Origin of the sequence: Pseudomonas sp. Marseille-Q5117 (genome assembly GCF_946901175.1) — a bacterium.
GTDB lineage: Bacteria > Pseudomonadota > Gammaproteobacteria > Pseudomonadales > Pseudomonadaceae > Aquipseudomonas > Aquipseudomonas iranensis.
This window is the reverse complement of sequence record NZ_CAMPPP010000003.1, coordinates 98,197-120,586: the sequence shown is the minus strand read 5'-3', so window position 1 is coordinate 120,586 and position 22,390 is coordinate 98,197. Positions and strand designations below refer to the sequence as shown.

At 59.4% G+C, this 22,390-nt stretch carries 16 protein-coding genes and 1 pseudogene; 12 read left to right on the top strand and 5 right to left on the bottom strand.

What is annotated here, in order from left to right; genetic code table 11:
* Positions 1–7: 7 nt before the first annotated feature.
* Positions 8–4,507 (bottom strand): ATP-binding protein, encoded by a 4,500-nt coding sequence (locus tag OC605_RS06385; protein ID WP_262136528.1) that lies wholly within the window; start codon positions 4,505–4,507, stop codon positions 8–10.
* A 345-nt stretch (positions 4,508–4,852) separates the two neighbouring features.
* Between OC605_RS06385 and OC605_RS06380 the strand changes: the two are divergent.
* A pseudogene (locus tag OC605_RS06380) lies at positions 4,853–5,167 on the top strand (thymidylate synthase); the annotation flags it as partial.
* 120 nt (positions 5,168–5,287) lie between these two features.
* Here OC605_RS06380 and cadR read toward each other — a convergent pair.
* Positions 5,288–5,737: a Cd(II)/Pb(II)-responsive transcriptional regulator gene (cadR, locus tag OC605_RS06375; protein WP_125916722.1), complete on the bottom strand. Its 450-nt coding sequence runs from the start codon at positions 5,735–5,737 to the stop codon at positions 5,288–5,290.
* A gap of 84 nt (positions 5,738–5,821) precedes the next feature.
* Between cadR and OC605_RS06370 the strand changes: the two genes are divergently transcribed.
* The 7 genes from OC605_RS06370 (at position 5,822) to OC605_RS06340 (ending at position 14,767) form a co-directional block, all read left to right on the top strand.
* Complete coding sequence (locus tag OC605_RS06370) at positions 5,822–8,077, top strand: heavy metal translocating P-type ATPase (protein ID WP_262136527.1); 2,256 nt, start codon at positions 5,822–5,824, stop codon at positions 8,075–8,077.
* 15 nt (positions 8,078–8,092) lie between these two features.
* Complete coding sequence (locus OC605_RS06365) at positions 8,093–8,956, top strand: LysR family transcriptional regulator (RefSeq protein WP_122698648.1); 864 nt, start codon at positions 8,093–8,095, stop codon at positions 8,954–8,956.
* A gap of 144 nt (positions 8,957–9,100) precedes the next feature.
* The gene (locus OC605_RS06360) at positions 9,101–10,177 is read left to right on the top strand and encodes a putative 2-aminoethylphosphonate ABC transporter ATP-binding protein (RefSeq protein ID WP_262136526.1); all 1,077 of its coding nucleotides are present in this window, start codon (positions 9,101–9,103) and stop codon (positions 10,175–10,177) included.
* Positions 10,177–11,901, top strand: a complete 1,725-nt coding sequence (locus OC605_RS06355; protein ID WP_186569335.1) for a putative 2-aminoethylphosphonate ABC transporter permease subunit — start codon at positions 10,177–10,179, stop codon at positions 11,899–11,901. Before OC605_RS06360 ends, OC605_RS06355 begins: the two co-directional genes overlap by 1 nt.
* Before the next feature lie 37 nt (positions 11,902–11,938).
* Positions 11,939–12,964, top strand: a complete 1,026-nt coding sequence (locus tag OC605_RS06350) for a putative 2-aminoethylphosphonate ABC transporter substrate-binding protein (RefSeq protein ID WP_034153698.1) — start codon at positions 11,939–11,941, stop codon at positions 12,962–12,964.
* 118 nt (positions 12,965–13,082) lie between these two features.
* Positions 13,083–14,216 carry a TIGR03364 family FAD-dependent oxidoreductase gene (locus OC605_RS06345; protein WP_262136525.1) on the top strand — a complete coding sequence of 378 codons (1,134 nt, stop codon included), beginning with the start codon at positions 13,083–13,085 and terminating at the stop codon, positions 14,214–14,216.
* Positions 14,213–14,767, top strand: coding sequence for a phosphonate degradation HD-domain oxygenase (locus OC605_RS06340; RefSeq protein ID WP_262136524.1), 555 nt, complete (start codon positions 14,213–14,215; stop codon positions 14,765–14,767). Before OC605_RS06345 ends, OC605_RS06340 begins: the two co-directional genes overlap by 4 nt.
* A 96-nt stretch (positions 14,768–14,863) precedes the next feature.
* Here OC605_RS06340 and OC605_RS06335 read toward each other — a convergent pair whose 3' ends face one another.
* Both OC605_RS06335 and OC605_RS06330 read right to left on the bottom strand, forming a co-directional pair.
* The gene (locus tag OC605_RS06335; protein ID WP_076564462.1) at positions 14,864–16,240 is read right to left on the bottom strand and encodes a GTPase/DUF3482 domain-containing protein; all 1,377 of its coding nucleotides are present in this window, start codon (positions 16,238–16,240) and stop codon (positions 14,864–14,866) included.
* Positions 16,233–17,606: a DUF2868 domain-containing protein gene (locus tag OC605_RS06330; RefSeq protein WP_133335864.1), complete on the bottom strand. Its 1,374-nt coding sequence runs from the start codon at positions 17,604–17,606 to the stop codon at positions 16,233–16,235. The genes OC605_RS06335 and OC605_RS06330 overlap by 8 nt, the downstream gene beginning before the upstream one ends.
* Before the next feature lie 85 nt (positions 17,607–17,691).
* Between OC605_RS06330 and OC605_RS06325 the strand changes: the two genes are divergently transcribed.
* The 3 genes from OC605_RS06325 (at position 17,692) to OC605_RS06315 (ending at position 19,425) form a co-directional block, all read left to right on the top strand.
* Positions 17,692–18,204, top strand: a complete 513-nt coding sequence (locus OC605_RS06325) for a dihydrofolate reductase (RefSeq protein ID WP_262136523.1) — start codon at positions 17,692–17,694, stop codon at positions 18,202–18,204.
* 82 nt (positions 18,205–18,286) lie between these two features.
* Positions 18,287–18,592 (top strand): transposase, encoded by a 306-nt coding sequence (locus tag OC605_RS06320; RefSeq protein WP_225927690.1) that lies wholly within the window; start codon positions 18,287–18,289, stop codon positions 18,590–18,592.
* The gene (locus OC605_RS06315; protein ID WP_241196157.1) at positions 18,589–19,425 is read left to right on the top strand and encodes an IS3 family transposase; all 837 of its coding nucleotides are present in this window, start codon (positions 18,589–18,591) and stop codon (positions 19,423–19,425) included. The genes OC605_RS06320 and OC605_RS06315 overlap by 4 nt, the downstream gene beginning before the upstream one ends.
* A 118-nt stretch (positions 19,426–19,543) precedes the next feature.
* Here the strand turns inward: OC605_RS06315 and OC605_RS06310 are convergent, their stop codons facing one another.
* Complete coding sequence (locus tag OC605_RS06310; RefSeq protein ID WP_262136522.1) at positions 19,544–20,935, bottom strand: L-cystine transporter; 1,392 nt, start codon at positions 20,933–20,935, stop codon at positions 19,544–19,546.
* Between the two features lie 239 nt (positions 20,936–21,174).
* Here OC605_RS06310 and OC605_RS06305 point away from each other — a divergent pair, with 239 nt between their 5' ends.
* The gene (locus OC605_RS06305; RefSeq protein ID WP_262136521.1) at positions 21,175–22,230 is read left to right on the top strand and encodes a haloacid dehalogenase-like hydrolase; all 1,056 of its coding nucleotides are present in this window, start codon (positions 21,175–21,177) and stop codon (positions 22,228–22,230) included.
* The last annotated feature ends 160 nt before the right edge of the window (positions 22,231–22,390 follow it).

Here is a 22,390-nt window from a genome sequence, read left to right as displayed (position 1 = left end):
GGGTCGGTTACGATTTTGCTGGAACATAACGCTCTGAGCTGCCCCTAGCCCAATCATCGCTCCAATGAACCATCTGCAGTTTGCCGTGCTTTTGCCACACCACGCCTTCTGAACGTCGCCGGGATGCATGTTCATTATCACCGCCCGGCCATGCGCTACGTTCCGTCACAAAAACCCATACACAAGCAAGCCCGTCTTCCGCCAGAAATGTCTGGAAAAGCTGCTGGTCGATAAACGCGTGTGAGCCGTCACCGGGACTTCTGCCGCAAATGAAGCGAGTTTCTCCAGAGTGATCCACGTAGACAGCTTGATCTGTAGGATGGGGCGTCAGGTTGAGCCTCTGGGCCAGCCAAGGCGCTGGTATTAAAGCCTGCGCGCCTTCGGGCATTGAGACATCCAAATGAGACTCCCAATAGTGGCGGAAGCAGGGATAGGCGACTTCTATTTCCCCCAAGTCGTAAAAGTCGTAGGTTGACCATTGCTCTTGAGCCCATGTCGAGCGCCATGGCGCTTCTCTGAGATAGCCATCATTGGTGAAATCACGGGCTGTCCAGGAGTCCACTTCCAGCTTTTGCTTTTCCCGAATGTAATCGAGAAGCTGTTGCTCGTCCTCCTCCCTCACCAACACCGGCAACAGGAAGCGCCACTGCTGTTGCCTGGAGCCATGCTCCCCACCTTCCTTCTCTGGGTACTTCACTGTCACAGAGCGATGTTCGTGTAGGACTACCCATGCCGCATGGGTTGAATCAGTACGGATTACCAGGTCTGCCATGCCGTCGGAGGGTTCTTCCTCGAATGGCCATTTCCCCACGTCGTTTTCGACAGTCTCTCGTATGGATATCCGAAACTCATCGATCACTGGATGGTGTACATCAGGCCGGCTGTGCTCGTCAGTGAGCAGGATGGTTGGATCTATGTCGCGATGAGTGCCGATGTCTAGAGGGCTGGCATAACAACGTGCCCCCTGTTCACTCGTTTCAGATAACCACTTGTTGTCGGCAAGGCTGCAGAGAAGCTCATCGAGAGCGAGCCACTGGTATTTTTTCCCGATGCGCTCGATCAATGGTCGATTACGGCTGTAGTCATACCGACCTGAACGATCATCTGGAAACAGTCTTTTTGTCCAGCCTAGCCCATAAGCTCGTTTGGCGACCCAACGCTGCGCCGCCTGTATATCGACGTGAGGTAACCGGTCATCCCCAGCCGTAGAGGGTTTGAAGCGTTTTTTATACTCCTTTTTATACCTTGCCCGCTCGTCAGGGCTCAAAATATCCAGAAGTATTTTTTCAGCCCTTGCGAAGTAAGTTGAGCGCTCAGCAGTATCTTGCTCAGAAAGCTTGAGCCTGAGATCCCTGAAGGCATTGGGCCTGAAATCGTTCATCATTCTCAGGACGTCAGTTCTTAGATCGCAGTGATTGATGACCTCATCCTCAAACCGCTCGTATACCTGAGTGGCGCTCAGAGGCTCCGGCAAACTCAATGGCACGTTCAAGAACGAGCTGATCCTCGGTTGGATCTCATAGCTGGCGAAATCGCCTCCCCATCCTGCGCAAGAGTCTTGGATCTGCGAGTCTCCAGCCTGCTTCACCGCTTTTTCAAGGGCCTCTTCGGACACTGACAGTCTGATGTTTTTGGAGTGGTAAGGGGGCATTGCTTTCACGATATCAACCTGTTCGGGCAGGTGATGATTTAGCAATGCGTGCTCGATAATGCCTAACGCGCTGTCCCTGAGTAGAATCGAGAGCGGAACATCCTCTCTGTCGAAGACCTCGTTGTACGCGACCTCAGAAAAGGTGCTCAGTCGATGCTGCTCTGGATCAATGCAGCATGCTCCAAAGGCGGCTGTGTGTAGGCGCTCGAGGACGTAGAGATCGTCTACCTGGCTGAAATCCCTGCAAAGCATCCCATACAGGCTGGGATTCCAGATCATGAGCGACGTAAGCGCCTTGGTCGCTTTGTCTCGCAGCTCCCGGTGAGAGCAAGTGAAAAACCAGGTCAATGTTATTGCGCAGAGGTACTGGACTTCTGGGTCTGTTTGATCGCTTTGCTCGAAGGCACTCCATTCAATCAAACGCCGCCCGGTATTTTCCTCATCCATAGACAGGAAGTTTAGCTGAGTTGTCCATGACGCATCGCGCTTGGGCATGCTCTGAGCCGCCAGCCGATTGTGCAAAAACTTCGCATTCCACGGGTGGCCTACACTCGCACTCACTTGAAGCATGATATCTAAATAATCTTCGTTCTCAGATAGGAAATGCTCAAAGAGTTCAAGTGTACGGTTGCTGAACGACTTATTAGCTCGCCACCGCAAACTTTCAATGAAAGCATTTTCGCTAGCGTTGTCGTTTACCCATTGATTCGCGCCTCTAGGCATAACATCGAGAAATTCCTCTTGGAAGCGTTCAGGTAACTGTACGGACAGCGCTTCGGCCAAACCGGCCCACTTGGGATGAAGCCGCTTTCCATTGTGAATGAACTGGAGCGAGCCGTTTATTAAGGCTTCTGCAGGGTCTTTGACCTCGTCTAGAAGCCCCGAAGCCATCAAATAATCCTGTAGCCTCTGGAAGCTAAAGCGGACAATGTCTTCCGACGAGTCGAACGGGTCGATATCTCTGCTTTTTGGATCTGGATCAATCCTGAACAATCCACTTCGCTGAAGTACCTCAAACCAGGTTGTTCCTGGTGGAGGCGGAAAGGCGTGAAACTTATCAGCAACGATGCGTATGGCGTGGGAGTAACAAACGTAGTCTTGCCGCTGTGCGGCCATCTCCATAGCAATCGATAAAAGGGCTTGATTGGTTGGTTTGACGAGATCATCGCTGCCGTCTCTTCCCGCACCTAAGTGTCGAGCAATACTTCTCAGATAAAAAGAGAAAACCTGCTTAGTACCAGTCAATCCTCTCGGAAACCATTTTTGATTTTCTTTGTTCAGCGCAATACAGGCACTTCTCAAAAATAGTGGATTGACGAATTCTGCAGCTAGCCAGGGAACATTAGGTTGTGAGATTCCTCGTTTACCTAGGTATATGCGAGCAGCGCGGGCCTGTTCTTCAGGAGTCACGAATCCGCGAATTAGAAAAGATGGGACTTTTTCGTCAAGGCTGGAAGGTATGACGTAAGGTGTATATTCACTTCTGCAACTGAACACAACCAGTAGGTTTTTATGCTTCTCAATCCTAGCAATGAACGCTGCAAGCTCCTTACGCCACAGGGTTATGCCAGATCCCTCGTTTAGAGCATCAATCAGAATCAAGCCGCGCTTGCCCGTGACCTCTGCAGCAGCACTCAATGCTTGAAGGAAAGCGTCAGGATCTATATCTCCAAGGCCTAAACGGTCAGTGACTTGGCTCCAAATGCTTTCGTTAGTTAAGTGTTGGCCGAGTATAAGGACAACGACCCTGCCAACCGAGATGGCTTGCAGAGCAATGTTACCAAGTAAGTGAGATTTGCCGGTGCCGGCCTTTCCGTTAAGGAAAAAACTGCGGCTATGCTCTACAGAGAAATATCTGTCTTGAAGTGATGACCTTAGTGCGTATGACGCGTCGCTAAGCTCGCTCAACTGATGATCTAAGGATTCTAAAGATTCGTTTCGGGGCTTTTTCGCATTACGTCTCTCTTCCTTGATTGTCCATGCCGTACGTTGGAGATCATGGACGCTGTCCGAAATTTGTTCGATGCATGCAAGACATTCCGCCAGTGGCCAAGTAAGCCAAGCGTCAGGTGTGATTTTTACTTTAAGCGCATCAAGCTTTTTCACCTGGTATACAACGCTTCCCATGAGAGCGGTGCTGGAACTGCCCAATTCATTTGTGGTGTTGCTTATTTTTGCTAAAGCGCGGACTTTGTCGATCTTAGCCTGGAGCTCTGAAATGATGTCCTGATCGTGCAAAATCACCTTGAATAGCTTTTCAATCCCAACTTCGACATGATCTTCAGGATGAAACCTTTCATCGAGAGACTTTACAGCCCATTCGACTTTTTCTGACAACCAAGTCGGTGAGAATTCGATGTCCCCAAACCAGTATCTTCTCAGGCCTTCGGCATTTGATAGGGAGAGTCGGTGAGTCAGGTCTGAGGCAGTCCAAGGAACAAACTCCACTGTCTGACCCGATGGAACATAGGATGTCCATTTTTCCTTATGGGCTTCCCAATGTTCCCAACCTCTTCTGCCGCCCCCTTGCTTACCGCTCCTATCAGTCAGGTCGCAGGCTAACGCCACAACGTATTTGGTTAGCGATGGATGTGACTGCAGGGCGCGCTGAACGGAGTCGTCAATATTGGCCCAATCAATGTCACCTGCCTTTAGGTAGTATTTGGCTTGGTAACCTATCTCGCTTCCATCGCTCAACAGCCAATACGCCTCGATACCGCCGTCACCCCCAGCGCCCTCTATTCGCCTGAATTCCGCGTCAGCGGCTGGTGGTTCGCGTCGTGCAAGCTGGCAAACGAGTTCTTCAAAGGCGAGGCGCTGTCCTGAGTCCATGCCTCTGATGCGTCTGTAATCCATGGAGTGTCCGTTGCAAAATCAGGTTGTCGTAATGGCAGATCGCCTGCGCCGAGTGTATACGTTACAGGCGGCTCAGAGTGACTTGACCATCGACGAGGAGACGTTCCCAGTTGGGAGGTTGGTCGAGCTGAGGTCTTCAGATACCGGCAGCAGGGACGTGGGCAGAGCGACACGTTTTCCTAGGCATTCACCGTGGGTAGGGCCTGCAGAAGAACGTGCAATCAATGAGCGCAAGTGCTTGTTATCTATAGCGTAATGTGCAATTATAATAATGCACTCCGAGATGCTCTGGGTATTACCTAAGATTCTCATCGTAGTGTGCATAAAATGGGTAGCACGAACCCACTGGGCACACCGTTCAACCTCACCGAGGGCGCCGCGCTGCTGAGCCTGATCGGTCGCCTCACCGGTTACACGCCGCGCTGGTTCACCTATTTCATCGGCGATGCGCACGTCTACGAGAACCACCTGGACATGCTCAACGAACAGCTCAAGCGCGAGCCGTTTGCCATGCCGAAACTGAAGATCTCCGATCGCGTGCCGGAGTTTGCCAAGACTGGTGTGTATCAGCCGGAGTGGCTGGAATTGGCCGAGCCGAGCGACTTCTCGCTGGAAGGCTATGAGCACCATCCGCCGATGACCGCGCCGATGGCGGTCTAGTCACCATTGATCGTTCCCACGCTCCGCGTGGGAATGAATCCCGTGACGCTCTGCGTCACTTTGGACGCGGAGCGTCCATGGCGGCATTCCCACGCGGAGCGTGGGAACGAGCTTCGCCCGTCAGTGGCCGTGGCTACGGCCGACGTGGGAATGTTCAACTTCGGTCGCGACAACCCCGCCACTCACCTCCAGCCGCTGCAAGATCCCGCACTGATCGGCCTCCGGCCCTTCGCCACAGCGTTGGCGCAGGTCGAGCAGTTGTCTCTGCAACGCCAATAACCCATCAATTCGCGCCTTCACGTGCTGAATATGTTCGTCGATCAACGCATTGACGCTCTCGCACTGATCCTGCGGGCTGTCGCGCAGGGCGAGGAGGCTGCGGATTTCTTCGAGGGTCATGTCGAGGGTGCGGCAGTTGCGGATGAAGGTCAGGCGTTCAGCGTGGGCTTGGGTGTAGACGCGATAGTTACCGTCGCTGCGCGCCGGTTCCGGCAGGAGGTTTTCGCGCTCGTAGTAGCGGATGGTTTCCACCGCACAGTCGGTGAGTTTCGCCAGTTCGCCGATCTTCATGACCGCCATCTCCAAAAGGGTGCTTGACCCTATAGTGGCTACAGGGTCTTTACTTGGCAACAGGCACCTTCATGGACGCGACCAATGAGCGATTCCCTGCACACCCACAAGCCCGGCGACGGTCACGATCACAGTCATAAATTGCAGCCCGTGCATAAACATGCGCATGGCGGCGATGCCTGCTGCTCGTCAAAAGCCGCCGCACCTGCGCGGGTGCAATTGAGCGAAAAGACCAGCGCCGACGCGCGGCTGAGCAGCTTCCGCATCGAGGCAATGGACTGCCCGACCGAGCAGACGCTGATCCAGAACAAGCTCGGCAAACTGGCCGGGGTGCAGCAGCTGGAATTCAACCTGATCAACCGCGTGCTTGGCGTAACCCACAATCTGCCGGGCACCGAGCCGATCACCGACGCGATCAAATCCCTCGGCATGCACGCCGAGCCACTCGAGGCGGGCGTCGATGCGCCGGTACCGGCTGCGGTGAAAAAACACTGGTGGCCACTGGCGCTGTCCGGCCTGACCGCGCTGGGCGCCGAAGTCATCCACTTCACCAGCGCTGCCCCCGACTGGGTGGTGGCGATTGTTGCGCTGGTGTCGATCCTCAGCGGCGGCCTCGGCACCTATAAAAAGGGCTGGATTGCCCTGAAGAACCGCAACCTCAACATCAATGCGCTGATGAGCATTGCCGTGACGGGCGCGATCCTCATCGGCCAGTGGCCGGAAGCGGCGATGGTGATGTTCCTCTTCACCGTCGCCGAGCTGATCGAAGCACGCTCGCTGGACCGCGCGCGCAATGCGATCAGTGGTTTGATGCAAATGACTCCCGAGCAGGCCACGGTATTGCAGGCCGACGGCAACTGGCGCGAACAAGAGGTAAAAAGCGTCGAACTGGGCGCCCGCGTGCGGGTGAAACCCGGCGAGCGCATCGCGCTGGACGGCGCGGTGGTCAGCGGCAGCTCGACCATTGACCAGGCGCCGATAACCGGTGAAAGCCTGCCGGTGGAAAAAACTGTTGGCGATAAAGTCTTCGCTGGCACCATCAATCAGGCCGGCTCGCTGGAATACACGGTCAGCGCTGCGGCCAACAACTCGACGCTGGCGCGGATCATTCACGCGGTCGAACAGGCCCAGGGCGCGCGGGCGCCGACTCAGCGCTTCGTTGATCAATTCTCGAAAATCTACACCCCGGCGGTGTTCGTCTTCGCCTTGGCCGTGGCGATCATCCCGCCGTTGTTCATGGGCGCGGCGTGGTTCGACTGGATCTACCGTGCGCTGGTGTTGCTGGTGGTTGCCTGCCCGTGCGCACTGGTGATTTCCACCCCGGTGACCATCGTCAGCGGCCTCGCGGCGGCGGCGCGCAAGGGCATTCTGGTCAAGGGCGGCGTGTATCTGGAAGGCGGCTTCAAGCTCGACTATCTGGCACTGGACAAGACCGGCACGATCACCCACGGCAAACCGGTGCAGACCGATTACCTCTCACTCGACCCGACGGCCGATGCCAGCGCACCGGCAATCGCCGCCGCGCTGGCTGGGCGCTCCGATCACCCGGTGTCGCTGGCGATTGCCAATGCCGCTGTGGATAAAAACTTCGCCGCGCTAACTGTGGATAACTTCGCCGCGCTGGGCGGGCGCGGTGTTAAAGGTGACATCAACGGCCAGACTTATCACTTGGGCAACCATCGTCTGGTCGAAGAGCTCGGCCTGTGCTCACTGCAACTGGAAGAGAAGCTGTTCGCGCTGGAAAAGCAGGGCAAATCCGTGGTGCTGCTGCTCGACAGCTCAGGCCCACTGGCACTGTTCGCCGTGGCCGACACGGTCAAGGAAACCAGCCGCGAAGCGATTCGTCAGTTGCATGAGCTTGGGGTGAAAACCCTGATGCTGACCGGCGACAACTTCCACACCGCCCAGGCGATTGCCGCTCAGGTCGGCATCGACGAGGCGCGCGGCGACTTACTGCCGACCGACAAGCTGCAAGCCATTGAAGATCTGTACAAGCAGGGCCACCGGGTCGGCATGGTCGGCGACGGCATCAACGATGCCCCGGCATTGGCCCGCGCCGAGATCGGTTTTGCCATGGCCGCTGCCGGCACCGACACGGCGATCGAAACCGCCGATGTCGCCCTGATGGACGACGATCTGCGCAAGATCCCCGCATTCATCAGCCTGTCGCGCAACACCGCGAGCATCCTCAAACAGAACATCGCACTGGCGCTGGTGATCAAGGCGATCTTTCTTGCGGTAACCTTCGCCGGGCTCGCCACCATGTGGATGGCGGTGTTTGCCGATATGGGCGTGAGCCTGCTGGTCGTGTTCAACGGTTTGCGCCTGTTGCGCAAATAACAATGAGGGATGGTTGTGCTGAGTGCCGAGCTGAAAGCGTTTTACATGGTCGCCCGCCTGGGCAGCATCACGCTGGCGGCGAAAAAGCTCGGCCTCAGCCAACCGACCGTGACCACGCAGATCCGCAATCTGGAGAGTCAGTATTCGGTGGAACTGTTCTACCGTGGCGGGCGCCGTTTAAGCGTCAGTGACGAAGGCGCGCGGCTGCTGCCGATGGTCAAGACCCTGTTGCAGCAAGAGGCGGACATCGAGTTCTTCCTGCGCAACAGCGGTCAGGTGCAGGGCACGCTGCGTATTGCCGCGACGGCGCCGTATTACATCCTCGATCTGGTAAAAACCTTCCGCGAGCGTTTGCCGCAGGTGGAAGTGTCGGTGGAAATCGGCAACTCGCAGCAGGTGCTTGAGGCTCTGGAGGATTACCGTGTTGATGTCGCCGCATCGTCGCAGTTGCTTGATGACACGCGGTTGATTCGCCGGGTGCTCGGAACCGATCCGCTGGTGCTGGCGGTGCATCGCAATCATCCGTTGGCGGCGCAGGAACATGTGACGCTGAACGCGCTGGCCGGGCATACGTTGTTGATGCGCGAACCGGGTTCGACCACGCGGCGCTTGACCGAAGAGTTGCTGGCCAGCGCCGGAGTGAGCTTCGGCCCGCTGCTGGAGATCGGCAGCCGCGAGTCGATCCGCGAGGCGGTGCTGCGCAATATCGGCATCAGCATCATCGCCCGGCAGGAGGTGCCGCATGATCCGCAGTTGCGCGTGCTGACCATCGAGAATGCGCCGCAGATTCCGGAGTATCTGTATTGCCTCAAAGAGCGCAAGGGTGCGCGGTTGCCGGCAGCCTTTCTCGGCTTGGCCCAAGAGATGTCTCCTGCGTAATGATCGTTCCCACGCAGAGCGTGGGAACGATCTGCAGTGAACCAAAATCCCCGAATACCACTATCAGCGGTTTTTGCCTCGCTGCCACATGACGGACGCATTACAACTCTAGGATTGGCCTCATTCGTTTGCTGAGGTCCGTCCATGAATCCTGCCATCGCAACTGCCCTGACCAACCCCGGCGCGCCGATGAAAGTGCGCGGCGTGCACAAGCGTTTCGGTGCGTTCACTGCGCTGGACAACGTCTCCCTCGATGTCGCCGCCGGCGAACTGGTGTGCCTGCTCGGCCCGTCGGGCTGTGGCAAGACCACATTGTTGCGCTGCATTGCCGGGCTGGAGCAGCAGGACAGCGGCGAGTTGTATCTGGGCGATCGCGATGTCTCGCATCTTGCTCCGCAAGCGCGGGATTACGGGATTCTGTTCCAGTCCTACGCGTTGTTTCCCAATCTGACGGTCGAGGCGAACATTGCCTACGGCCTAGCCGGCAGCGGTCGCGATGAAGTGCGCCGGCGTGTCGGCCAGATGCTGGAACTGGTCGGCCTCACTGGCAGTGAGAAAAAGTACCCAGGCCAATTATCCGGCGGTCAGCAACAGCGAGTAGCGCTCGCTCGTGCATTGGCGCCGGCGCCGTCGCTGCTGTTGCTCGACGAACCGATGTCGGCCCTCGACGCGCGGGTGCGCGAGCACTTGTGCACCGAGCTGCGTCAGCTGCAACGCAACCTCGGCATCACGACCCTGATGGTCACGCACAATCAGGACGAAGCGATGCTGATGGCCGATCGCATCGCGGTCATGAATAACGGCCGCGTCGAGCAGTACGCCACCCCGCAGGAAATCTACAACCGCCCGGCCACGCCGTTCGTGGCCGAGTTTGTCGGCCAGGGCAACTGGCTGCCGTTTCAGCGCAGCAGCGACAGTCACGCCCAGGTCGGCGGGATGAATCTGCGCCTGGCCGAGGGCAGCGCGCACGGCGCTTCGGGTCGACTGTTCTGCCGCCCGGAGGCGATCAACGTCAACCCGCTGGTGCACGAAGAGAACCTGTTCCCGGCCAAGGTTCGCGAAATCACTTTCCTCGGCAACCGCTGCCGGATGAGCTTCGAACTTGATCAATTGCCGGGCCATGCGCTGCTTGCCGAACTCGCGCCAGAAACCATGCCGCGCCTCGGCGCCCAGCAGATCATGGTCGCCTTGCCGCCGCGCAGTTTGCAGGTGTTCGCCTGATGAACAGCAACTTCGCGCTGCCGCTACCGCACAAGCAGGTGCGACAGTCCTCGAAAGCCGAGATCGGCGATCGCCTGTTCGTGCTCGGCGGCAAAGTCCTCTTGCTGGTGTTGCTCGGCCTCGCGGTGCTGCTGCCGTTGCTGGCGATCTTCTGGCGCGGTTTCAGCAATGACGCCGGGCAGGGCGGTGGCTGGCTCGCGGCGAAAGAGTTGGTAACCAGTGCCAATTTCCATTGGCTGCTCGGCAACAGCCTGAAAGTGTCCCTCAGCGTTGCGGCCATTGTCGTACCGCTGGCCTACCTGTTTGCCTACGCGCTGCAACGCACGCTGATTCCGGGCAAAGGCATCTGGCGCGGGATCTCGCTGCTGCCGCTGATGGCGCCGTCGATGCTGCCGGGAATTGCGCTGGTCTATCTGTTCGGCAACCAGGGCATGCTGCGTGGGCTGCTCTCGGACAATATCTATGGGTTCTGGGGCATTGTGCTGGGCGAGGTGATCTACACCTTCCCCCATGCGCTGATGATTTTGCTCTCGGCATTGTCGCTGGCCGATGCACGGCTTTTCGATGCCGCATCGAGCATGGGCGCCAGTCCGGCCAAGGCGTTTCGCAGCATCACCTGGCCGGCGACGCGCCAGGCGGTGTTCGCCGCGTTCTGTCTGGTGTTCACCCTGACCATTACCGATTTTGGTGTGCCGGTGGTGGTCGGTGGCGACTATCAAGTGCTGGCGCTGGAAGCCTACAAAGCCGTGGTCGGCCAGCAGCAATTCGGTCGCGGCGCGTTGATCGGAATGGTGCTGTTACTGCCGGCGCTGTTCAGTTTCGGTGTCGATGCGTGGTTGCGTCGCCGCCATGGTGACTCGATGAGCGGACGCGCGCAGGTGTTCAAGCCGCTGCCGTCCAGGCTGCGTGACGGCTGCTATCTGGCGATCGTTTTGCTGATTTGCGCCGCGCTGCTGCTGGTGTTCGGCATGGCGGTGTTTTCGTCGCTGGTGAAGTTCTGGCCGTACAACCTGTCGCTGTCGCTCAACCACTATCAGTTCAACGAAACCGCCGGCGGTGGCTGGCTCGCTTACGGCAACAGTCTGAAAATGGCGCTGGGCACCGCGCTGATTGGCAGCGTGCTGATTTTTACCGGCGCCTATCTGATGGAGAAAACCCGCACTCAGCGCGGCTTGAACCTGGCTTTGCGCATGCTCAGCTTCGTGCCGATGGCGGTGCCGGGGCTGGTGCTGGGCCTGGGTTACGTCTTCTTCTTCAACCTCAGCGGCAATCCGCTGCACGTGCTCTACGGGACGATGACGCTGCTGATTGTCTGCACCATTGCGCACTACCTGACCACCGCACAAATGACCGCGACCACCGCGCTGCGCCAGCTCGACGCCGAGTTCGAAGCCGCCGCGCTGTCGCTGAAGGCGCCGCTGTACCGGCATTACCTGCGCGTGACCGTGCCGATCTGCCTGCCGGCGCTGCTGGACATCGTGCGCTACCTGTTCGTCTCGGCGATGACCACGGTTTCCGCTGCGATCTTCCTTTACAGCCCCGACACCATCCTCGCGGCGGTGGCGGTGCTGAACATGGACGACGCCGGCAACGTCGGCGGTGCGGCGGCGATGTCGACCCTGATTCTGTTCACTTCGGCCGGCGTGTCGCTGCTGCTGGCGTGGGCTTCGCGCGGCCTGTTGCGCCGCTCCCAGGCCTGGCGGCAAACCGCGCCCGGTCACTGATTGCAAACCCGATCAACTCATCTACAGGAAAACGCTCATGTTTAAGCCTATGGCCCTGGCCGCTGCTGTGCTCGCGACTTTCAGCCTGAATGCCTTCGCGGCAAAAACCGAGTTGACGGTGTACACCGCCCTCGAAGCCGAACAACTGAAGTCCTACAAGGAGGCCTTTGAGAAGGCCAACCCGGACGTCGAGATCAAATGGGTGCGCGATTCCACCGGGATCATCACCGCCAAACTGCTCGCCGAAAAGGCTCGTCCGCAGGCTGACGCGGTGTGGGGCCTGGCCGCGTCGAGCCTGGCGATTCTCGATCAGCAAGGCATGCTGCAAAGCTATGCACCGAAGGATCTCGGCAAGATCGGCGCGAACTACCGCGACGCCGCCAACCCGCCAGCCTGGGTCGGCATGGACGTCTGGGCCGCGACCATTTGCTTCAATACCGTCGAGGCCGAGAAGCAGGGTTTGAGCAAACCGGTGAGTTGGCAGGACCTGACCAAGCCTGAGTACAAGGGCAAGATCGTCATGCCCAATCCGGCGTCTTCCGGCACTGGTTTCCTCGACGTCAGCGCCTGGTTGCAAACTTTCGGCGAGAAGCAGGGCTGGGCCTACATGGACGGCCTGCACCAGAACATCGGCCAGTACGTTCACTCCGGTTCCAAGCCATGCAAACTGGCGGCGGCGGGGGAGTTTCCGATCGGGATTTCCTTTGAATACCCGGCGGTGCAGCTGAAGCGCCAGGGCGCGCCGCTGGATATCATCCTGCCGAAGGAAGGTCTGGGCTGGGAGATCGAAGCGACGGCGGTGATCAAAGGCACACCGCATGAAGAGGCAGCGAAGAAACTCGCCGACTTCTCCGCCAGCGCCGAGGCGATGGATCTGTACAAGGAGAACTTCGCCGTGCTCGCCCAGCCGGGGATTGCCAAGCCGCAGACCGAATTGCCGGCTGATTACGAGCAGCGCCTGATCAAGAACGACTTTGCCTGGGCCTCGAAGAATCGCGACGAGATCCTCACCGAGTGGCGCAAGCGTTATGACGGCAAGTCCGAGAAAGTTGCGGCCAAGTAAGATCTTTATCGACTGACACGGCCCCTTCGCGTGCAGGCTCGCTCCCACAGTTGCAATGCTGTCCCCTGTGGGAGCGAGCCTGCTCGCGAAAGCGGTTTCTCATTCAGAGCACCTCTACATGACACAACCCAAAGACCTGCTCATCATCGGCGCCGGCATCCTCGGTCTGTCCCACGCCTATGCCGCTGCCAAACGCGGCCTGAAAGTCGCGGTATTCGAACGCACCGCCACGCCCCTCGGCGCTTCGGTGCGCAACTTCGGCCAGGCGCTGGTGACCGGTCAGCCGCCCGGCATCATGCTCGAACTGGCCAAGGCCAGCCGCGATATCTGGGGCGACTGGGCGCAACTTGCCGGCCTGCAGGTCAAGCGCAACGGCTCCTACCTGTTCGCCCGCAGCGAGGCCGAAGAACACCTGCTCGAAGCCTTTTGCACCGGCCGCGCGGTCGAGCATGGCTACAACGTCGAGCTGCTGCGCGGCGCGGCGTTGCGTGATTTGTATGGCGGCCAGTTCAGCCATCACCGCGCCGCGCTGCACGGTGTCGATGATCAGCAGTTGTACTCGCGCGAAGCGATTCCGGCGCTGATCGATTATTTGCGCCGCGACCTGGGCGTCGAGTTTCACTTTTCCACTCTGGTGCGCGACGTCGAGCCGGGGCTTCTGCACAGCACCGCTGGCAGTTTTACCGGCAAGCAGATCATTGTCTGCTCCGGCCACGATTATCAGACCCTGCTGGCCGAGCCGATTGCTGCGCTTGAGCCGCAAGTCTGCCGCTTGCAAATGCTGCGGGCCAGACCAAGCATCGAGTTGAACCTGCAACACGCCGTGCTCACCGGCCTGAGCTGCGTGCACTACGGCGCCTTCGCCGATCTGCCGCAAGCCGCAGCGGTGCAGGCGCAGATCCTCCGTGAGCAACTGCACCTGCACGCCAACGGCATTCACCTGCTGATCAGCCCGACGCCGTATGGCGAACTGATCATCGGCGATTCGCATCATTACGGCAGCGATGCGTCACCGTTCAATGCCGAGCAGATTGACAACTGGATGCTCGAACTCGCCGAGCAGACGCTGGGCTGCCAGGTGCGAGTGGTCGAACGCTGGCAGGGCGTCTATGGTGCTCGTGGGCCTGGTCCGTTTTCGTTCCTGCGCCCGGCACCGGGCCTGAGCGTGGCGCTGATGCACACCGGCGTCGGCATGAGCGTCGGCCCGGCGCTGGCCGAACGCAACATCGCGCAGTTACTGGAGGAGGCATGAATCACGAACAGGTGATCGCCCGGGTGTTCGGTCTGTATGAACGCTTCGGCGCCAGCGATTACATCGGCGAACCGGTGTCGCAGCTGGAGCACATGTCCCAGGCCGCAGAACTGGCCATGGCTGAAGGCTGTGACGATGAAGTGGTGCTGGCGGCGTTCTTTCATGACATCGGCCATTTGTGTGCCGAGGGCGCGCAAAACATGGGCGGTTATGGCGTGGTCAGCCATGAACGGCTCGGTGCGGATTATCTGCGTGAGGCAGGTTTCAGCGAGCGGCTGGCGCGAATGGTGGAATATCACGTCCAGGCCAAACGCTATCTGACCTTGCGCGAGCCGGGCTATTACGCGCGGTTGAGTGAGGCGAGTCGGCGGACGCTGGAATATCAGGGCGGGATAATGAGCGCGGCTGAGGCGGATGCGTTCGAGGCTGATCCGTTGTGTGCGCTGAGTTTGCGCATGCGGCGCTGGGATGAGTTGGCGAAGGAGAGGGCGGTGCCGGTGATGGATCTGGCTGGATTGAAAGCGAAAGCGGCGCGACTGCTGGCTGTTTAGGACTGCGCACCGAGGTGCTGCATTCGCGAGCAGGCTCGCTCCCAAAGGGATCCATATTCCAAGGTGGGAGCGAGCCTGCTCGCGAATGGGTGAGCGCTACAAATTTTCAGCCAACGCCTCAACCTGCTCCTGCCTTTCCGCCTGATTCAACTTCGCCTGCGGATTGAGCGACGACCACTGCGGATGCGCGCGCGCCTTGTTCAGCGCTTCCGGCAACTTGCCTTCGCGCCAGGTTTTATCCACAGGTGTGGCCACCTGAATGCTGTCCATCGCCGCATGCCCACGCTGATCGAGTGCCAGCAACAACTGGCGCTGGCGCAGCGCCAACAGGCGCAGCACGGCGTCATCCACCGTCAATTCCCGCTGGCCTTTGATCTTGCCGAGCAGGCGACTGCCATAACTGCGCGCCGTTTGCAGCGCACCGCCGGCAATCGCGCCGGCCAATGCTGCTGCGCCGAGGGTAATCCCGCCGACCAGCAAATCCACGCCAGCCCCGGCCGCTGCACCGGCAGCAATGCCGCCGCCGACGCGCACGCCGAGTTGCTTCAGGGTTTCCGGGTTGAACAGGTCATCGCCCCAGCGCCCGTCGAGCAACGGCAAATCACTGGCCGCCGCGTCCTGCGGGCGAAACGCGTAGAGCTTGAGCAACGCCTCAACGCACTTCTGCTCACGCTGGCGTACGGCTTTGCGCAGCTCGCTGATCGCCTGCTGTTCCTGCTCGGCTTCGCTGACCACACTGCGCCGGCACGCAGCGCAGTCGATCAGCAATTCGGCAATCAGGCGTGCGGCGCTTTGCTGACGGGCGAGGCGCTGCGCCTGCTGGTCGGCGATCAACCGCTCCAGTTGCGGCCGGGCGTTTTCCAATAGCAGGGCGAGGCTCTCGTACAAGCGCCGCTCGCCATCTTCGGGCGGTGCGACGCTGTCGAAACGTACCAGCGCATGCAGCCCCAACCGCGCCAGCGCCTCGCGCCAATCGGGTTCGCGATGGTTGGCGCTGCTGACGAAATTCAGCACCGGCAGCAGCGGTTTGCCGCAACTGGCGAGCACTTCCAGTTCGTCGCGATACTTGGCCAGCACCGGTTCACGGGCGTCGATCACATACAGACCAGCGTCGGAGGCGAGCAACTGCCGCAGTACCTTGGCCTCCTGCTCGAACCGCTGGCGCGCCTCGCTGCCGTCGAGAAACCGCGCCAGCCGCGCCGGGCCGTCGAGGCGTTCGCCGGGGCGTTCCAGACGTTCGAGAAAATCCAGCAGGGCGATCGCATCTTCCAGCCCTGGCGTGTCGTACAGATCGAGCAACGGCTCGCCGTCCACCGACAACCGCGCGCCTTCGACATGTCGGGTGGTGCTCGGCCGGTGCGACACTTCGCCGAAGCCGACATCGCGGGTCAGGGTGCGCAGCAGCGAGGTCTTGCCGACGTTGGTGTGGCCGACCACCGCGAGTTTCAGCGGGGCCTTGCGTGCATCAGTCATGTCCGCTCTCCAGCCAGTTCATCGGCGCGCAATCGGCGAATGGCAGTTCCAGCTGTTGCAGCGCCGCGTGCCAGTCACCCAGACGTTGCCCGTCCAGCGCTTCGCCAGGCGGCGCTTGCAGCAGCCAGATGCGAGTGGCGCCGGCGTTGCGCGCGAGTTCGGCGATCAATGCGAGGCTGCCGCGATCCGGTGAACGTCGCGGATCACAGGCGATGGCCAGCCGCGCCGGCGGGAAGCGACTGAGTTGTTCGAGCAGTTTGTGCCGCGATTCGCGACTGTCGAGGATGCCCGCGTTGCTGACGTTTTTCGGCAGCGCGGGTGGCCATGGGCGCTGTTCGTCCAACTCGATCGCCACCAGCAGCGCGCCTTCACTGGCGAGCTCGCCGACGTTGCTTTCGACGCGATGCAGTTGCGCCGGCTCCGGGTCGTTGACACCAAGGCGCTCGCTGGTCGGCATCAGCCTTTCGCGCAGTTGCGCGTAGCCGGGCAGGTTCAGATCCAGGCGCAGCGCGGCTTTGCCGCTGTTCCAGCGCCACAGGCACAACAGCGCGAGCAGCAGGCGCGGCAGCACGCCGTAGACCACCAGCACACCGACCAGCCACGTCGCCCAGGCCTGTCGCGCGCTTTCAATATCCAGTGCGCCGGCGCCGCTGGCGCGGATCATTTCCTCGGTCGGCACGTTGAAGCCGAGCAGCGACGGCAGATAGCCAAGGGCCTGGGTGACATGGATAAAGGTGTCGGCACCGAGGATCGTGGTTTCCCAGACAAAGCCGTAGCGTCGCGTGGCCATCAGCGTCAGCAACAGAATCAGCGCGCTGAGCATTGCCAGCAGCCACAAGCCATTGACCAACGCGCCGAGTGCCCAGCGGTTGAGTTTCTTGCGTTGCAGCAGCAACAGCAGGGCCGGCGCCAGTTGCGCGGCTTTGGCGTCGCGGGCGAATTTTTCGCTGAGCCACAGCCACAAGCGCCCAAGGGTGGCGCCGTGTTCGCCAGCGAAAATCAAGCCCAGCGCCCAGCTCAGCAGCAAAATCAGATTGATCCCGAGCAGACTGCCAAGCGCCCAGAACACATTCACTGGCGTCTGGCCAAGCGCGGCGAAAGCCAGGCCGGCTCCGCTGAGCACGGCGAAAATCATCAACAGCACCAGCGCCAGGCGCGCGCCTTGCAGCCAGTGCTTGAGGGCGGCGGTGAGCCCGTCGCGCTCGGCCAGCCATAGCGCCCGGCGCGCAATGCGGCTCGGCAGATCGCCGCCAGCGGCGCGGGCCAGACGATTGGCTTCCAGATCGTCCAGCGGCCCCGCGTGTTCTTCGCGCAGGCGGATGGTTTCGCTGAGCCAGAGGTTTTGCAGTGGAGTCAGTTCAGTCACGCGGCGTCCCGTCGCTAAATCGAGCGCTGAGCATAACCGCTGTGGCGCTTATCGGGGTAAGCGCGGCTCTGGTATCCTCGCCGGCATGACTAAATCACTGCCCCTCAGCCTGATCGCAGCCCTCGGTGAAAACCGCGTGATCGGCGTCGACAACAGCATGCCCTGGCACCTGCCGGGGGACTTCAAATACTTCAAGGCGACCACGCTCGGCAAGCCGATCATCATGGGTCGCAAGACCTGGGATTCGCTCGGCCGGCCGCTGCCGGGGCGCTTGAACATCGTGGTCAGCCGCCAGTCCGATCTGCAGCTCGAAGGCGCCGAGGTCTATCCGTCGCTGGAAGCCGCCGTGGCCCGCGCCGAGGAATGGGCGAAGGCCCAGGGCGTTGATGAACTGATGCTGATTGGCGGCGCGCAGTTGTATGCGCAGGGACTGGCGCAGGCCGATCGGCTGTACCTGACCCGCGTGGCGCTGAGCCCGCAAGGGGATGCGTGGTTTCCGGAGTTTGATCTGAGCGAATGGAAGCTGGTGTCGGATGTACCGAATCCGGCAGAGGGCGATAAACCTGCATATAGCTTTGAGGTTTGGGAGAAAGCCTAACAGCTTCGCGAGCAGGCTGAACTGGCCTAATAATTCCGGACACCTCTTAAGGGCGATATGATTTCGCCAATCTGGAGGTTTCATGAACGAAAGAAAGATTTATACCCGCGAATTCAAGCTGCGTGCTGCCAGCATGGTGCTTGACGACAACTGCCCGGTTCCAGACGTTTGCGCATCGCTGGATATAGGCCCTACTGCCTTAAGGCGGTGGGTGGATCAAGTTCGCAAAGAGCGCGAAGGACAGCCGGTCAATGGCACTAAAGCGATTACCGAAGACAAGCGCGAGATTCAGGAGCTGAAAGCCAAGATCAAACGCATGGAGATGGAAGCCGATATCTTAAAAAAGGCTACTGCTCTCTTGATGTCGGATCCCGATCGTTTTCGATGATCGCGGAGCTAAGAGAGTCTTTTCCGACTGCCACTCTGTGTCGTGTTTTCGATGTGAAGCGCAGCAGCTTTTACGAGTGGCTTCAGCGGCTAGCCAAGCCACAGATAAAACGCGAAGAACTCAAGCTGAAAGTGGTTGAACTGCACAGCGAAAGCCGGGGTGCCATGGGCTCCAGAATGATCAGCAAAGGTCTGCAGGCCCAAAACATAGCGGCGGGAAGGAGTCTTGTCAGAGCGCTAATGAGAGAGGCAAACATTGTCAGCAAACAGCGCCAACCGCATCCATTTAGATCCAGGGGAGTTGAAGCATTTGTCGCACCCAATCTACTCAAGCGAAATTTCAAGCCAACGGCGGTTAATCAGGTCTGGTGTGGAGACGTTACCAGTCTGATGGTGGGCAAGCGCTGGGTTCATCTAGCCATTGTGATCGACTTGTTTGCTCGCCGGGTCATTGGTTGGGCGTTCTCGCTGGTCAATGACGCTAACTTGGTCAGCAAGGCGTTACGCATGGCGACACAGATACGAACATGCCCGCCGGGACTGATGTTTCACTCGGATCAGGGTTGCCAATACACCAGTCGCAAGTTTCAACAGGAACTAATGAGCCATGGCATCTTGCAAAGCATGAGTCATCGTGGCCAGTGCTGGGATAACGCTCCGACAGAGCGTTTTTTTGGAACCTTGAAATCAGAATGGGTGCCTCGCAGCGGCTACAGCCTGATCGATGAAGCAGAAACCGACATGGTGCGTTTCTTCGTGTATTACAACCGCACCCGGCTTCACAGCTACAACAGTTATCTGTCGCCAATAGCGATGGAGCAAAAAGCTGCCTAAAACACCGTAACCGGTGTCTGGGATTACTTGACCAGTTCAGGCTCGCTCCCACAGGGGAACGCATTTCAGTGAGGGAGCGAGCCTGCTCGCGAAGAGGCCCGCTCAGTCGCTGAGAAGCTTAAGCCTGGGCCAACTCTGCGTGTTCATCGGCATCCAGCAATGCTTTATCAGTCTGCTGCATGACCTGACTGGTAATCGCCCCAGCGGTAATCGAGCCACTCACGTTCAACGCGGTGCGACCCATATCGATCAGCGGCTCGACCGAAATCAGCAACGCCACCAGTGACACCGGCAGGCCCATCGCCGGCAGCACGATCAGTGCGGCGAACGTCGCGCCGCCGCCAACTCCGGCGACACCGGCCGAACTCAACGTGACAATCGCCACCAGCGTCGCGATCCACAGCGGATCCAGCGGGTTAATGCCGACCGTTGGCGCGACCATCACCGCCAACATCGCCGGGTACAGGCCTGCGCAACCGTTCTGGCCAATCGTTGCGCCGAACGAGGCAGCGAAACTGGCGACCGACGACGGAATACCCAGACGGCGGGTCTGCGCTTCAATGCTCAGCGGAATGGTCGCCGCGCTGGAGCGGCTGGTGAAGGCGAAGGTCAGCACCGGCCAGATCTTGCGGAAGAAGCGCAGCGGGTTGATCCCGGCGGCCGACACCAGCACGCCGTGCACGACGAACATCAGGCCCAGGCCGATATACGAGACCACGACGAAACTGCCGAGCTTGATGATGTCCTGCAGGTTGGAACCGGCGACCACTTTGGTCATCAGCGCCAGCACACCGTACGGGGTCAGCTTCATCACCAGACGCACCAGACGCATCACCCAGGCTTGCAGGGTGTCGATGGCGTTGATCACTTTCTGACCTTTCTCGACGTCGTCCTTGAGCAGTTGCAGTGCAGCAACCCCAAGGAACGCGGCAAAAATCACCACGCTGATGATGGAGGTCGGCTTGGCCCGGGCCAGGTCGGCGAACGGGTTCTGCGGAATGAACGACAGCAGCAATTGCGGCACGTTGAGGTCGGCAACCTTGCCGGCGTAGTCGTTCTGAATGGTTTGCAGGCGCGCCATTTCCTGGGTGCCGGCGACCAGACCTTCAGCGGTAAGGCCGAACAGGTTGGTCAGGCCGATGCCGATCAACGCCGCGATGGCGGTGGTGAACAGCAGCGTGCCGATGGTCAGGAAACTGATTTTGCCCAGCGACGAAGCGTTGTGCAGGCGTGCCACGGCGCTGAGGATCGAAGCAAACACCAGCGGGAGCACGATCATTTGCAGCAACTGCACGTAACCGTTGCCGACCAGATCGAACCAGCCGATCGAGGCTTTCAGCACCGGGTTGCCGGCACCGTAAATCGTGTGCAGCGCAACGCCGAACGCCACGCCGAGGACCAGTGCAAGCAGGACTTTTTTCGCCAGGCTCCAAGTGGTGTGGCGGGTTTGCGCCAGACCGAAGAGCAAGGCGAGGAACACCAGCAGGTTGAGAATCAACGGTAGATTCATGAGAACTCCAGTAAAGACTGTGCCAACAGCCGTCCGGGGCTGCTGCGAACCGGAAAGCCTAACAGCTTGATTTGCAATGATTTAATACCGAAATGGCAGGGCGTCCGTCGTTTTTGGAATAAGCGCGTGTCGCTGTCGGCGATGCAACTGACGCGCAGGGGACGCAAGCGGTCGCTGACAGGCGAGGGTTGTCACACTGATTTGTTAGCGTCGAACTCTTTGCATCGGGGAGTAGCGCTATGAAAATTGCACGCACGTTGTTGGCTGTAGCACTGGCGGCTGGCCTCGCCGGCCATGCATTGGCCACGGACCTCAAGCATTGGCCGGCAGATCAGGCCAAGGCGCTGGACGCGATGATCGCTGCCAACGCCAACAAGGGTAATTACGCCGTGTTCGACATGGACAACACCAGTTACCGCTACGACCTCGAAGAATCCTTGCTGCCGTTCATGGAAAACAAAGGCCTTATTACCCGTGACAAGCTCGACCCCTCGCTGAAACTGATGCCCTTCAAGGACACCGCCGAGCACAAGGAAAGCCTGTTCAGTTATTACTACAGGCTCTGCGAAGTCGACGACATGGTCTGCTACCCATGGGTGGCGCAGGTGTTCTCCGGCTTCACCCTCAAGGAGCTCAAGGGTTACGTTGACGAACTAATGGCTTCGGGCAAACCAGTGCCGGCGACGTATTACGAAGGCGATGTGGTGAAGAAACTCGACGTCAATCCGCCGAAGATCTTCACCGGCCAGCAGGAGCTCTATAACAAACTGATGGAGAACGGCATCGAGGTCTACGTGATGACCGCCGCTTCAGAGGAACTGGTGCGTATGGTCGCGGCGGATCCCAAGTATGGCTACAACGTCAAACCGCAGAACGTCATTGGCGTTTCACTGCTGCTCAAGGATCAGAAGACCGGCGAGCTGACCACTGCGCGCAAACAGATCACTGCCGGCAAATATGACGAGAACGCCAACCTGGGCCTGGAGCTGACGCCGTACCTGTGGACCCCGGCAACGTGGATGGCCGGCAAGCACGCGGCGATCCTGACCTATATCGATGAATGGAAAAAACCGGTACTGGTCGGCGGCGATACCCCGACGAGCGACGGTTACATGCTGTTCCATGATGTCGATGTGGCCAAGGGCGGCATTCACTTGTGGATCAACCGCAAGGACAAGTACATGACGCAAATCAACGGCATGATGGCCAGGCACGCGGCGGCGCAGGCCAAGGAAGGCTTGCCGGTGACAGCGGACAAGAACTGGGTGATCGTCAAGCCTGAGGAAATCCAGTAACTCACGATCGCATGTAGGAGCTGCCGAAGGCTGCGATCTTTGATCGTTCCCACGCTCCGCGTGGGAATGCAGCCCGTGACGCTCCGCGTCACTGGACGCGGAGCGTCCCTTGAGGCATTCCCACGCAGGAGCGTGGGAACGATCAGTGTCAGACGGATAA